The organism is Desulfosporosinus metallidurans, from assembly GCF_001936615.1.
Taxonomy (GTDB): Bacteria; Bacillota; Desulfitobacteriia; order Desulfitobacteriales; family Desulfitobacteriaceae; genus Desulfosporosinus; species Desulfosporosinus metallidurans.
This window is the reverse complement of sequence record NZ_MLBF01000003.1, coordinates 178,425-191,569: the sequence shown is the minus strand read 5'-3', so window position 1 is coordinate 191,569 and position 13,145 is coordinate 178,425. Positions and strand designations below refer to the sequence as shown.

The 13,145-nt window shown below is 45.1% G+C and carries 14 protein-coding genes; all 14 read left to right on the top strand.

Annotation, left to right across the window (positions count from 1 at the left end; genetic code table 11):
- Window positions 1-75: 75 nt before the first annotated feature.
- The 14 genes from DSOL_RS03625 to DSOL_RS03555 all read left to right on the top strand — a co-directional run bounded on the left by DSOL_RS03625 (window position 76) and on the right by DSOL_RS03555 (window position 13,042).
- The gene (locus DSOL_RS03625; RefSeq protein ID WP_075363519.1) at window positions 76-864 is read left to right on the top strand and encodes a flagellar hook-basal body protein; all 789 of its coding nucleotides are present in this window, start codon (window positions 76-78) and stop codon (window positions 862-864) included.
- Window positions 865-869: 5 nt separating this feature from the next.
- Window positions 870-1,268: a flagellar basal body rod protein FlgB gene (gene flgB, locus DSOL_RS03620; RefSeq protein WP_075363518.1), complete on the top strand. Its 399-nt coding sequence runs from the start codon at window positions 870-872 to the stop codon at window positions 1,266-1,268.
- 30 nt (window positions 1,269-1,298) lie between these two features.
- Complete coding sequence (gene flgF, locus DSOL_RS03615; RefSeq protein WP_075363517.1) at window positions 1,299-2,042, top strand: flagellar basal-body rod protein FlgF; 744 nt, start codon at window positions 1,299-1,301, stop codon at window positions 2,040-2,042.
- Between the two features lie 17 nt (window positions 2,043-2,059).
- Entirely contained in the window at window positions 2,060-2,494 is a 435-nt protein-coding gene (locus DSOL_RS03610) for a chemotaxis protein CheW (RefSeq protein ID WP_075363516.1), read from the top strand.
- Window positions 2,495-2,548: 54 nt separating this feature from the next.
- Window positions 2,549-3,205 (top strand): lytic transglycosylase domain-containing protein, encoded by a 657-nt coding sequence (locus tag DSOL_RS03605; RefSeq protein WP_075363515.1) that lies wholly within the window; start codon window positions 2,549-2,551, stop codon window positions 3,203-3,205.
- A 32-nt stretch (window positions 3,206-3,237) separates the two neighbouring features.
- A complete protein-coding gene (locus DSOL_RS03600) occupies window positions 3,238-4,518 on the top strand; it encodes an Ig-like domain-containing domain (protein ID WP_075363514.1) in 1,281 nt (426 codons plus the stop codon).
- A 174-nt stretch (window positions 4,519-4,692) separates the two neighbouring features.
- The gene (locus DSOL_RS03595; protein ID WP_075363513.1) at window positions 4,693-4,803 is read left to right on the top strand and encodes an RCKP-type rubredoxin-like domain-containing protein; all 111 of its coding nucleotides are present in this window, start codon (window positions 4,693-4,695) and stop codon (window positions 4,801-4,803) included.
- Between the two features lie 17 nt (window positions 4,804-4,820).
- Window positions 4,821-5,267: a hypothetical protein gene (locus DSOL_RS03590; protein WP_075363512.1), complete on the top strand. Its 447-nt coding sequence runs from the start codon at window positions 4,821-4,823 to the stop codon at window positions 5,265-5,267.
- Between the two features lie 47 nt (window positions 5,268-5,314).
- Entirely contained in the window at window positions 5,315-6,424 is a 1,110-nt protein-coding gene (locus DSOL_RS03585) for a DUF362 domain-containing protein (protein ID WP_075363511.1), read from the top strand.
- 99 nt (window positions 6,425-6,523) lie between these two features.
- A complete protein-coding gene (locus DSOL_RS03580; RefSeq protein WP_075363510.1) occupies window positions 6,524-7,117 on the top strand; it encodes an adaptor protein MecA in 594 nt (197 codons plus the stop codon).
- Between the two features lie 424 nt (window positions 7,118-7,541).
- The gene (gene selA, locus DSOL_RS03570; protein ID WP_075363508.1) at window positions 7,542-8,957 is read left to right on the top strand and encodes an L-seryl-tRNA(Sec) selenium transferase; all 1,416 of its coding nucleotides are present in this window, start codon (window positions 7,542-7,544) and stop codon (window positions 8,955-8,957) included.
- 224 nt (window positions 8,958-9,181) lie between these two features.
- Window positions 9,182-10,249, top strand: a complete 1,068-nt coding sequence (gene selD, locus DSOL_RS03565) for a selenide, water dikinase SelD (protein WP_207649597.1) — start codon at window positions 9,182-9,184, stop codon at window positions 10,247-10,249.
- 41 nt (window positions 10,250-10,290) lie between these two features.
- Window positions 10,291-11,871, top strand: a complete 1,581-nt coding sequence (gene bshC / locus DSOL_RS03560) for a bacillithiol biosynthesis cysteine-adding enzyme BshC (protein WP_075363507.1) — start codon at window positions 10,291-10,293, stop codon at window positions 11,869-11,871.
- 136 nt (window positions 11,872-12,007) lie between these two features.
- The gene (locus tag DSOL_RS03555) at window positions 12,008-13,042 is read left to right on the top strand and encodes an LCP family protein (protein ID WP_083642289.1); all 1,035 of its coding nucleotides are present in this window, start codon (window positions 12,008-12,010) and stop codon (window positions 13,040-13,042) included.
- Window positions 13,043-13,145: the final 103 nt, after the last annotated feature.

Below are 13,145 nucleotides of genomic sequence, written 5' to 3'. Positions count from 1 at the left end.
AATGACTAATATGACGTGAAGTAAGTTCAAACGAGGATAATGGAAACTTATTTCGAGAAGACGGAGGGCTACTTCATGCGCCTAATAGGAACCGCCGCGTCGGGGATCCGTGCGCAGCAGATAGCGATAGATACCATAGGGAATAACCTGGCTAATGTTAATACACCTGGATTTAAAGCGAATCAGGTGGACTTTGCGGAAGCTTTGTCGACAGAGGTGGGTTCCGTAAACACAAAAGCCGGAGGAACTACGGGTGTGGCTACTCTTAGCGTTGGGTCTGGGGTAGTGTATAACGCCATTGGAACGAATTTTCAACAAGGCACTCTGGCACCTTCAGATCGTCCTTTGGATTTAGGAATTGATGGATCGGGTTTTTTTCAGGTTAAGATGTCGGACGGAACGACGGCCTATACGCGTGTAGGCGCCTTTCAAGTTGATGGGTCTGGGAAACTTTCCGACATGCAAGGAAATGTTGTACAACCAAGTATCTCGATTCCATCGGGGGCGACAGACTTGTCTGTTGCAACGAATGGCGAAATAAAAGGAGTTCTTGATGGAGCAGAGACGCTATTTGGTCAGATCTCTCTGGTAGGATTTCAGAATCCTCAGGGATTACAAAGAAACGCGAACAACCTCTTTGTGCCCACCGTTAATTCTGGTGCACCCCAGGTTGGACTGCCGGGTAGCACAACTGCGGGTCAGGTGTTAGGAACGATTCGTGGTCAAGCTCTGGAACAATCAAATGTGGACTTGGCCGTCTCTATGACGGATCTCATGCAAGTCCAGAGAGCTTATCAAATGAATGCTAGGTTGGTTCAGGACGGAGATCAGATGTGGGGTATTGCTAATTCCATTAGGAGGTAAGGAGAATGTCGGGTTGGTTAGATGGGCCAGTTTTAAATGTTTTGCAGAAGGAACTTAATGCATCAAGTTTGAGGCAGCAGGTGTTAGCAAACAACGTCGCCAATATAGATACTCCTAACTTCAAGCGCTCAGATGTTGATTTTCAAGCGGTGTTGAATGCTGCTTTAGGTCAAACGAACGGAGATCTGTCGCTGAAACTGACGTCACTGCGGCACATTCCTGGTGTCGCGGAAGGCGATGGGACAGGGATAGTGACGGATCAAACGACATCGTTGCGTAATGATGGTAATAATGTGGATGTTGATCGTGAAATGTCGAATGTGGCTGAGAATGGCCTATACTATAACTCCCTTACCCGTACGATCTCTTCACAATTAGGTTTGCTTCGGATGGTTATAAAGTAGGGGTAATAATTTACAAAGGCGGGGTATAAGGTGATTCGAGGACTATACACATCTGCTACAGGTATGTTGGCCGCCCAAACACAAAGCGAAATTATTGGGGATAATGTTGCGAATGTGAAGACGCCAGGGTATAAAGAAAAACTTGCTAGTAATGTTTCGTTTCCCTCAATGTTGATTGAACGCATGGGAGGAAACCAAGCGACTGAAGCCGTTCAGATTGGTGGACTAGGGACGGGAGTGGGCGTTGATCGTACCGTCCAGTCTACTATACAGGGGGCTTTAGAGACGACGGGTGTCAAAACTGATCTAGCGTTAACGTCACCGGGATATTTCACAGTTCAGACGCCAGGGGGAGATCGATATACGCGTGATGGACGGTTTCAACTAGACGCAAACGGGATGCTCCAATCTCCAGATGGATATGCATTATTAGGTGAGAATGGTCCCATCGGTCCTCTCAGTTCAGAATTTAGCGTTAAGGCCGACGGAACGATAATGGATAATGGACGAGTTGTCGATCGTTTGCGTGTTGCAGAGATTTCAGCAGATGCTTTAAAACGCGAAGGGCAGTCGTTGTATAGTTCGTCACAACCGGTTCAAGCTTCGGTTGCTACTCAGGTTCTTCAGGGTTCGATTGAAGCTTCAAATGTCGATCTTCCCGGCCAAATGGTTCAAATGATGACGGTCATGAAAGCCTATGAGGCAAATCAAAGAGTGATCCAGACCCAGGATGAGATGATAGGCAAGGCTGTCAATGAGGTCGGGAAGATTTAAAAGAGGATGTGGTCAAAATGACGATTCAAGTTGTCATTTTCACTTTGGGAGAAGAAGAGTATGCCATACCCATCGAAGTGGTACGAGAAATTACACGCTTAGGAGAGGTGCATGCGATTCCGCAAGCTCCTTCCTACGTGGGGGGGTTAATTAACCTTCGGGGCAAGGCGATTCCTCTCATAGATTTGCATGTGCGGTTTGGGCTTAATGAAACAAATCAAAATTCGTTTGCTTTAATCACTGAGATACATGGAAATTATGTAGGTTTTGCTGTAGACCAGGTGCGGGAGGTTCGAATCTTAGAGAGTATTGATTCCCCTCCGTCGTTGGTTACGGCTCCCTTTATCGCTGGAATTGCCAATCTTTCGGAGCGGATGATCATTCAACTCATTCCGGAACAGATTCTGGAAAACAACGAGCTTCAAGGTCTGAGTCTATTAACGTCAAGCTAGAGTACCTTGCGCTTTTTGCTGCGGAGTTTAGGGTTGTGAAAGGAGGCTTTTTAAATGAATGCCGCCCAAATACTTCTGTTATTTCAATTGCAACAAATGAATGCTTGGCAGAATACCTTAACAGATAAGACTAGTCTGTCTGAAACCGGGGAGAGTAACAATTCAAGTTCACTTCTTTTTTCTGCTTTACTGCAATCGGCGCTTGGGGGAGATGGTACTACTTCCCAAGGGAATGGCGGACAATTGAAAGACTTTCCTGCCACTAAGCAAGTTAATAGTAATCAGGGAGCCTGCGTTTCTCAGACAAAGGGCGAAAATGTAGGTTCTCTTGAGAATGTTATTTATTCGATGGGTCAGAAATACGGTGTTGATCCGAGCCTAATAAAACAGGTTGTCAAAGCAGAGTCGGGGTTCGATTCTAATGCAGTGTCACCAGCAGGAGCAATGGGCTTAATGCAGTTAATGCCAGGAACTGCAGCTTCATATGGGGTCCAGAATGCTTACGATGCGGTACAAAACCTAGATGGGGGAACGCATTTCTTAAAGGATTTGCTCGACCGTTTTGAGGGAAATATTCCACTGAGTTTAGCAGCGTATAATGCGGGCCCAGGGGCTGTTGACAAATACCAGGGGGTACCGCCGTATAAAGAAACGCAGGCCTATGTGCAGAAGATTATGGCGGGATTGAATCAAAATGATTGGAAAGCGTAGATGTGATATTCTCATCGAGGAAGGATGGTAACGTGATCAAAAAAACTTGGTGGATTGCTTGGCTTTTAGCAACCATTTTAATACTCCTATCCGTTTCTTCGGTGTTTGCGGCTGCTTCTACTACGGGTTTCACGATATGGCCGTCTAAAACAACGACTGATGTTAATAAGGTTTGGACGATTTCGTTTAATAACTCGCTACTGAGCACGAGTGTAAATAGTAATACAATTTATGTAACAGACAGCAAACAAACAAAAGTAGCAACAACGATTAAAATGTCCTCAGATGGTGTTTCCGTTACAGTAACACCGTCCAAAGCCTACTCTGATGGGGATTATAATTTATATATTACAAATGGAATAACGTGTCTAAACGGCGTAAAACTTGGTGAAATGATCATTGTCCCGTTCACAGTGGTAGTACCATCGCTGATTAATGGGGCAAATATAGTTGTTACAGTTACAGACGATTTAAAATCCGGAAAGCTTGGTGATCTTTCTGGTACCTTATCGATTGAAGGCCCCAATGGTTATCGTAGCTCTCCGTATTTGAATGATACTGTAAATGGGAAATATACCTTTAATATTTTTGAAAATGGCGATTATTTGATCAAATATTTCAGTGTGTCTAATGGCTTGCTTAATACTCAAGCATTAAAAATACCCGGTATTAAACTACCAACAACATCAACAACAGGATCAACGACAGCTACAACGGTAAAGACCGCAAATTTAGTAATTGCCACAAAAGATGGTGTTGAGGGCGGTAAGTCAGGTTCTATCGGTGGTAGTATACTTCCAGAAAAATGGGGTGTTCCTGTAAAAGTAATTAACTCTACTACGACATGGACAACTACAACAGATATTAATGGGAACTTCATGGTTTATCTGCCTACTGGAAGTTACTCGTTAGTTGTTGATGGCAATGATGCTCAATATAAAAAACATAGCTACAAAATGACAGTAACTGCAGGTCAAATGGCGACCCCACTAGAAACGATAAAAGGAGAGGACCCCTTAAATAAATTAGGTCTTCAGCTTGATGCACCTGCAGTAGAAATAGGATCAGGCATATTAGGCGGTATTGATGCGACGACGAAAGAAATAGATGGAAATGTTAACAGTGATGCTACGGTGTATATCTATGACACGGTCCCAGCAACTCCGGTTTTACTCAAAACTGTAAAACCGGATACAAATGGGAAATTCGCTGCGAAATTCACCACTGCTTTGACTGGTAAGAAACTTCAGATCAAGGTTATTGATCCTGCTGAAAACGTTTATATATTGGATATGGCCTCTGCTATATCCTAACAACAATCCCATCTGCCACGCTTAACAATATAGCTGCCATTGAAAAGTCAATCAATACAATAAAGAGCGATATGGGGAAATTCAGCGATGGAGTAAAAATATTGACATTGAAAGAGAAAGTATATAGAATCTGAATAACTTAAGAATTATTGCTGTATTATGGAGGGATTTTTTATGGCGATTTGGAAATGTACCCAATGTAACGCAACTTCTGAAGGCCGTTGTCGCCCAAAAGTTTGTCCGAGCTGCGGTGCCAGCAAAGAACAAATTGCGAAAGCGGAGTAGAACACAAGGGGTAGAAAATGGTAGGCTACTATTATTATCTATGGAGCACGACCTGGCCCAATCTGATCGTGCTCCTTTTGATATGGGGAATCGTCCTCTTACGACTGGGCTGGAAGTTTGTGGGTACTTGGCGCTATGCTCGTGATGCTTGGGGTTTTTTGCTGCTAGCGGGAAAAACCTTGATTTGGGTTGTGGTTCTGGGAATTTACACAAATTTACTATTTTTTTCTCAACCAGATTGGTTATTTCAACCGGGTTTCATGCAAGGGTCAGTTCAGGGTAAGGCCATTGATTCTGGATCAAGGTTCTATCTTTTAGATGTTCGAAATGGCACGGAACAGAAACAGTTCTACATCGACCAAAATGTTTATGAACAGCTTAAGTTGGAAGATCAGGTTAAACTTATGTATCTCCCGTCGCGACTGGAAGTCGTGCGTTGTGAGCTTGTGGGAAGTTTGCGTTAGAATGAAAATTCTATTAAACTAGGAGAGGGTAAAGAAGGAGTGCTACAATGAGCTCAGAAGTTTACTTTACGAGTATGAAGACAAAGCGGGGCGAAAGCCTTTTAACAAAACTTGAACATTTAGTGACACGGGCAGGATTACTTGATGCGATTTCCCCCAAGGACCTCGTGGCGATTAAACTGCACTTTGGGGAACGAGGGAACCTCGCGTATGTCCGTCCTCAGTATGTGCGTCGCGTTGTTGAACAGGTTAAAAAGAAGGGTGGAAGTCCTTTTCTAACGGATTCCAATACGCTTTATGCAGGTTCTCGCTCCAATGCCGTTGACCATTTAGAGACGGCGATTGAGAATGGTTTTGATTATTCTGTCGTGGGAGCCCCTTTGGTGATTGCCGATGGTCTCAATGGGAAAGACTATGTTTCGGTGCCTGTAAATCTTAAACACTTTAATAACGTGAAAATCGGCAGCGCTGCGGTCCAAGCAGATGCATTACTGGCTATTACCCATTTAAAAGGGCATGAGGCGACCGGGTTTGGTGGAACCTTAAAGAATTTAGGGATGGGTCTGGGTAGCCGTGCTGGTAAACAACAGCAACACTCGGATCTGTTGCCCAAGGTCAGTGAGGAAATCTGCATAGCCTGTGGAAAATGTGCTAAATGGTGTCCGGAAAATGCTATTGTCGTGGAAAGTAAAGCGAAAATTTCACAGGACAAATGCATTGGATGTGGGGAATGTACGGTTACTTGCCCAGTTCGGGCTATTGCGATAAACTGGAAGACGGAAGCCGACATTATTCAAGAAAAAATTGCAGAGTATACCCTTGGTGTTCTAAAAGGGAAAGAGGGGAAAGCTGGATTCATTACCTTTGTGACGAACGTTTCCCCGCTCTGTGACTGTTGTGGTTGGAATGATGTACCTATTGTTGGAGACATAGGTATTCTCGCTTCTAAAGATCCGATTGCTATTGACCAAGCTGCAGTGGATTTAATTAACCAAGCGCATGGAAATCCGCTTTCAGAGCTGGGCGAGCGTCATGCTGAACATGATAAATTTCGGGTACTATTCCCAGATGTAGACTGGACAATTCAGCTTTCCTATGGTGAAAAGATTGGTTTGGGAAGCAGGGATTATCAACTTATTCAGTTGGGCAATAAATAGGCTTCAATTATCAAAATTTCACGGAAAAACTAATTGCTTAATATGCTATAACTAGAATAAGATAGAGTAAGAACTTGATGCGGAAAGGAGAGTGGGATTATGCGTGTTCAAAAAGTTAACGAGCACACCATCCGCATCTTTATCTCTTTGACAGAATTAACTGACAGGGATATTACGATGGCTGATCTATTTCAGCGATCAGCAAAGACGGAGCAATTGTTTTGGGAACTCATCGCGCAGGCACGAGAAGAAGTCGAATTTAATTTAGATCAACCTTTTTGGATTCAGGCAACCGTGGCATCAAATGATGAATTTGTCATCACGATCATGAAACAGGAAGAATTTGTCGAGGGTTCTGTTAAAGAGAAGCCAGTTCGTAAGACCTCTAAAGGTCGTGCGCTAGAATCGGTTTATGCGTTTGCAGATTTTGAAGATGTGATTTCCGCAGTAGGGCGGTTACCCGAATTTAACCAGCTGCGCTCAGGCCTCTTTGAGTTCGAGGGAGAGTACTATCTTGTCCTAAGCCGTATGGGGACGGGCAAAAAGAGGCTTTTGGCAGAGGCAATTCTGGACGAATACGGAGAAATTGTTGCCACAACCGGAGCCTTCCTGTCTGAACACGGGAAAAATATTATTCTAGTGAAGGCTGTGCAAACGCTTAATGCTTCTTTCAATAAGCCTTCACACGGCTAAAAGGGAGAAGAAGGAACAAGAAAAGGGAAGCGTTTGCTTCCCTTTTTCTATGTTTCGGGTACGTCTACACTTGGGTACGGGTAACTAATTTTATCCAAAGGAAAAAATTGCTGGAATTTGGTGCAAACAGTGAATGCACACCGTCTTACCTTTAAACTTATGAACCTTTATTGTTTTACCGCAAAAGATACAAGGTTGGAACTGTCCTTTTGTGTGCGAGAGCCTATCAAAGGGAATAATAACAGCTTGATGAGCTGGCGCATTTATGGGGAGAATTGGGCTGAAGCTGGACATCGAATACCTCCTCGAGCTAACTTATGCAGTTATCATATGCCAAATGGGATGTCGAAATCCTAAAAAGCGTGCGGGCCGGATTATGGAAAATTGGTCGATAATCGTTGTGGCCCATAAGGAGTGACAATCGATGGATCAAGAGAAACAAAGGCGATTACGGGTACTTCCGGCTGTTCACGAAGTGATTTCTAGGCTAAAGTATGAGGCGGAATTCGCTCCGTTTTTGACGAATGAGAGGCTGTTGTCTCGCTTAACTCAGAGCGTTCGACAGGTTCTACAAAAAGCTAGGGAAAATATGAGTGAAAATAGTTCAGGTTCATTGGACGAGCTTGAATTTTCTCTTTGGCCGTGGCTGAAAAGCCAGCTTTTGAAGGATCTGACACACTCTGAGACTAGTTTGCGACGTGTTATTAATGCTACTGGGGTTGTTTTACATACGAATTGCGGGAGGGCTTTGCTTGCGCCAGAGGTCTCACGTTTTGTTGCCGACCAAGCGGAAAGGTACAGCAATCTTGAGTTGGATATTGAGAATGGGGAACGCGGTTCGCGCTATGTCCATGTGGAAAAGCTTCTTTGTCATTTGACAGGGGCGGAAGCAGCAATGGTGGTTAATAATAATGCTGCAGCGGTTCTTTTGATGATGAACACGTTTGCTCAAGGGAAAGAAGTGGTTGTCTCACGCGGTGAACTGGTGGAAGTTGGGGGATCTTTTCGGATTCCTGAGGTTTTGAAAGCCGGAGGGGCCCGACTTGTCGAAGTCGGAGCCACAAATAAGACCTGGCTCAGGGATTATGAAGCTGCCATCGGCCCAGAAACGGCTCTGTTATTAAAAGTACATACGAGTAATTACCGAGTTGAAGGATTTACCCATTCTGTTTCAGGGGCTGAGTTGGTGGAACTGGGGGAAAACCGGGGTCTACCCGTTATGGAGGATTTGGGGAGCGGAAGTTTCTACGATGGGACAAGTCTTGGTTTTCCTCTTGAGCCGACTATTCAACAAACCGTGAAAGCAGGAATTTCGCTTGTTTCCTTCAGTGGAGATAAATTGCTTGGCGGCCCACAGGCCGGGATTATTGTGGGTAAAAAGGTGTATATCGAACGTCTGAGGGCAAATCAACTGACTCGAGCTTTGAGAATTGATAAATTGACCTTGGCTGCGCTTGAAGGGACTCTTCGTTTATATGAAAGTGGAGGAATAGAAGATATACCTGTCTGGAGGATGCTTTCCTATCCACTGGAAACACTAAAAGTAGCAGCGTCTGAGATTGTGACGGCACTTTCGGCAAATCCGGCGCTCTCTGTTGAACTAAAGGAAGATGTTTCTCAGGTGGGAGGCGGAGCTTGGCCTACAGTTGATCTCCCCACCTGGGTGTGCGCGATTCGCCCCAAGCAAGGAAGCGTTGTTGAATTAGAATCATTTTTGCGCCTAGGGCCGGTGGCAATTCTAGCGCGTATACATAAAGATTGGGTGGTCATTGATGTGCGTACTCTGTTGAATGGAGATAGCGAGGAGATTGTTCGGCGTTTAGAAGAGTGGGATGGGTAAGAGACGTGAGGAAGTTTCTATGCTCGTTCGCACACGCTGCATTGCTTTTCGCTTGACGCTAGCTGAGTGCAAGTGGTGAAAGTCGCGGGTTCACTAAGGAAGCACAAGAACCGTCCCCTTGCTTCCTCCAGGGAACTTGACGTATATAATAAAAGAGTGATATTATGAACTCATGAATTAGTAATGCTTAAACAGTGGGTGGTGCGATGATGGATCTTAATATGATGCAAAATAATGTTCAAGACAAAGTTCGATTGACTCAATTATCCACGAAAGCAGGCTGAGGATGTAAGATAGGTCCAGCGGACCTGGCGCAAGTTTTGCGCTGTTTACCTCCAAACCAAGAGAATGCCAACCTTTTAGTTGGTATGGAGACTTCGGATGATGCTGGTGTTTATCGTTTAAATGATGATCAGGCTATCGTTCAAAGCGTTGACTTTTTTACCCCGGTGGTGGATGACCCCTATGCATTTGGGCAGATTGCAGCGGCTAACGCTTTAAGTGATATTTTCGCGATGGGTGCCAAACCTCTGACTGCAATGAATTTGGTTTCTTTTCCGATCGGAAAGTTAAAAATGGATGTTTTGGCCAAGATTCTTCAAGGCGGAAGTGATAAGATTCGGGAAGCTGGTGCGGTCCTTGTTGGAGGACATTCGATTGATGATCCGGAGCCTAAATACGGGCTGTCAGTCACAGGAGTCGTGCACCCTGACCATGTGCTTTCGAACGCTAAAGCTGAACCGGGGGATGTCTTAGTGCTCACCAAGCCGCTGGGGGTGGGGATCATCACGACCGGGATTAAACGGGGAATTGTCTCACCGGAAGCAGAAGCAGAAGTTATACAGGTCATGGCTACGCTCAATAAGGGAGCGGCTGAAGCAGCGATTGAGGTGGGGGTCCATGCGGCAACGGATGTGACAGGCTTCGGGCTTCTGGGGCATTTGCACGAAATGCTTCAAGCAAGTGGTTATAGCGCAGAAGTTTATGCAGGAGCTGTGCCTGTATTGAATAGCGTGTGGGATTGTATTCAGCAAAAGGCGATTCCAGGAGGGTCGCAAGCAAACCGTCGTCACCTCGAGGATAAGGTGGATTTTGCACCAGACGTTACTGAGGAGTTGCGGGTTGTGCTCTGTGATGCGATCACTTCAGGAGGGTTACTATTGGCTGTGCCGGAAGAACGTGTTGATTTGCTAATTAGCCAGTTAAATGTGGTCAAGGCCCCGGCCGCCGCGATTATCGGTAGAGTGAAAAATGGCGAATCAGGAAGAATTGCGGTTTTTAGTCACGCATGATAAAATACCCACTGTACTGGAAAGGTAGCGGGGGGATAGATATGAAAGATCCAATGCAAACCATGGCTACTTGTTTTGAACAAGTAGCTTTATTTTTTCCGAGTGGAAATCCTAAGATTCAGGAAAATTTTGAACGACGCGCTGAGTATTTGGATACTAGGGATTATTCCAGAGAAAGTTTGGCTGATACTTTAAGAACGTATCACACGCATTTGGGGGCGAGTGCCCTAACCCAACAGATGATTGAAGAGCTGAGAAAAAAGGAAACCCTTGTAGTCATCACGGGCCAGCAGGCAGGAATTTTGACCGGACCGTTGTATACCTTATATAAAGCGATGACGACTATTCGCTTGGCTCAAGAGCAGCGTGAAAAGCTTGGCCGTCCGGTTGTGCCGGTTTTTTGGATTGCCAGTGAAGATCATGATTGGTTAGAAATTCAGACTACCTATATTCTTGATTCGGAAGGAAAACCGGCCGCTTGTCGTCTTACAGGAGACGGGGGAGGGGAATCTGTCGGCAATCAACCGGTTCCCGCTTGGGAAACGATTGAAACTCAACTTATGGAAGCCATGCCTGACAGCGAATTTCGATTATCCGTTTTAAAGCAATGCAAGCGATTTGTGGAACAGGCGGAGAATTTGACGCAGTGGTTTGCTCTAACGTTGCAGTGGCTCGTCCAAAAGTGGGGACTTATTTTCTTTGATCCCATGTTACCAGAATTCAAACGGCTTGCTGCCCCTATGTATGAACAGATTTTGAAGATGAACGTTGATGTTCGCGACGCTTTAACAGAACGGACGAAGGAATGGGTTGACCTTGGGTTTGAGCCTCAAATCCAGCCAACCGGGGGAGAAGTCAACCTTTTTCTTTCTGTACCTGAGAGGCGGGCAATAATGCGTAATGAGCAGACGTTTTATTTAAGAGGTCAAGAGAAACAGTGGGATCTCGATACCGTTAATAGCTTGTTAGCACAAAGCCCAGAACGCTTTTCCCCAAATGTGGTGACTCGTCCTGTTGTTCAGGAATACCTATTCCCGACTTTGGCCTATGTTCCAGGGCCGGGGGAATTGAATTACTGGGCTCAGTTAGGGAAGGTTTTTACTACTTTCGGATTCGTCATGCCCATTCTTTACCCGCGCTTGTCGGCCGTGGTGTTAACAGCTTCCTGGCAAAAATCCTTAAATAAGGAAGCGCTGACTTTGGAGGATGTTTATGGTGGGTTGGCGAAACAGCGAGATCGTTGTGTGCGGGAACGCGACAATTTAGATATTGATGATCGATTAGAGCATTTGCGTGCTCAGATCGAAAAGGGATATGCAGAACTTGCACCATTAGAAGAAATTCACGTCAATGTGCATGAATGGCTAATCCGCAATGAAGAGAAAGTGAATTCCCAACTGGATTATTTAAGGAGAAAGCTTTGGCAGGCGCAACGCAAACGATGTCGGGCGGAACTCATTCGCTTACAACAATTAGAAGATGGAATTACACCGAATCATTCTCGACAAGAACGGGTTTTGAGTCCCTTGAGCTTTGTGGTTCGTTATGGACTTAGCTTTGTGGATCAGGTTGCAGAAATCCCTTTGACGGGTGATTTTACAGAACACCAAATACTCTTATGATAACTTAAAGTTCCCCGTTAATTTCTCAGAAAACTTGTTTTCTGAGATTTCCTTTGTAGAATTTAGCAAATCTTCTTTCATATCATTTAAAGTTGGGTATAATAGTACAAAGATGTTAAATGATGGAGTTGGTGATATGTGGCGCAGGTTGAGCATAATCCTGGTGGCCATTACGGTATTGGGGGGGATGGCTGCTGGGTTCGTTTGGAATAAAGGACTTTTTGGAGTGGGGAATCTGACGCTCAATGCGGGTATGCTGGATCCGGCAAATGCCGGACTTCAAAATCGGGTTAATGTCTTACTTATCGGAGCAGACCAGCGTCCCGAGGAGACAAAGTTTAATACCGACTCCTTGATTTTGGCCATGGTCGATCCGAAAACCCAGCGGGTTAGCCTGCTGTCGATTCCTCGGGACACACGAATTTCCCTTCCAGGGCATGGCTACATGAAAATTAATTCAGTCGCTGCCTTGACGGATTTGCCGACCTTGCAAAAGAGCGTGGAAGATCTAACCGGCCAAGCGATCGCAGGGTATGTCCAGACCAACTTTCAAGGATTTAAGAAAATCATCGATACCTTGGGAGGGGTTACGGTCGATGTCGAGAAGGATATGTACTATGAGACCGGTGATACTGAGGATGGGTATATTAACCTGCATAAAGGTGTGCAGCGCTTAGATGGGGCCAAAGCCTTGCAGTATGCTCGTTTCCGTCACGATGCTTTAGCAGATATTTCGCGGACGGCAAGGCAACAGGTGGTACTCAAAGCTGTTGCCAAGGAGATGTTTAAGTTGAGCACTCTTCCGAAGCTTCCGTTTCTCATTCCTCAATTAATGCAGGCGGTGCATACGAATTTATCGGCCAAGGACATTTTGGCGTTAAGCAAAGTTGCTGTTGGGTTTGAAAGCTCGAATGTGGTTTCTCAGACCCTTCCAGGAACATTCCTTGATCTGGATGGGGTAAGTTACTGGAAAGTGGATCAAATCGAAGTAAAGAAAGTCGTCAAAAACTTATTGCTAGGCCAGACGACGGATAAGGTGATAGACCAGGATAATGTGGATTTGTTAAAACCAGTTGCTCCGACGCCCAGCAAGCCGCTGCCTAAAGTACCTGGTAATAGTCAAGACCCGAATGGGACAAGATCTTCGGGATATCAAGTTTTTAAACCGTAGAAATGAGTGTCAAGGCGGGTTTAATAGGACTAAAGACCTATGGGGTTTAGTTGAAATTGCTGATATTATTAGAAAAATGGGCAATTTTCATTAAGTGGGGCGA

What these genes read in the sequence shown, in the direction of transcription:
- DSOL_RS03625 (WP_075363519.1), top strand. Translation starts at nt 76, where the DNA reads ATGCGCCTAATAGGAACCGCCGCGTCGGGGATCCGTGCGCAGCAGATA.
- flgB (WP_075363518.1), top strand. Translation starts at nt 870, where the DNA reads ATGTCGGGTTGGTTAGATGGGCCAGTTTTAAATGTTTTGCAGAAGGAA.
- DSOL_RS03610 (WP_075363516.1), top strand. Translation starts at nt 2,060, where the DNA reads ATGACGATTCAAGTTGTCATTTTCACTTTGGGAGAAGAAGAGTATGCC.
- DSOL_RS03605 (WP_075363515.1), top strand. Translation starts at nt 2,549, where the DNA reads ATGAATGCCGCCCAAATACTTCTGTTATTTCAATTGCAACAAATGAAT.
- DSOL_RS03595 (WP_075363513.1), top strand. Translation starts at nt 4,693, where the DNA reads ATGGCGATTTGGAAATGTACCCAATGTAACGCAACTTCTGAAGGCCGT.
- DSOL_RS03590 (WP_075363512.1), top strand. Translation starts at nt 4,821, where the DNA reads ATGGTAGGCTACTATTATTATCTATGGAGCACGACCTGGCCCAATCTG.
- DSOL_RS03585 (WP_075363511.1), top strand. Translation starts at nt 5,315, where the DNA reads ATGAGCTCAGAAGTTTACTTTACGAGTATGAAGACAAAGCGGGGCGAA.
- DSOL_RS03580 (WP_075363510.1), top strand. Translation starts at nt 6,524, where the DNA reads ATGCGTGTTCAAAAAGTTAACGAGCACACCATCCGCATCTTTATCTCT.
- selA (WP_075363508.1), top strand. Translation starts at nt 7,542, where the DNA reads ATGGATCAAGAGAAACAAAGGCGATTACGGGTACTTCCGGCTGTTCAC.
- bshC (WP_075363507.1), top strand. Translation starts at nt 10,291, where the DNA reads ATGAAAGATCCAATGCAAACCATGGCTACTTGTTTTGAACAAGTAGCT.
- DSOL_RS03555 (WP_083642289.1), top strand. Translation starts at nt 12,008, where the DNA reads ATGTGGCGCAGGTTGAGCATAATCCTGGTGGCCATTACGGTATTGGGG.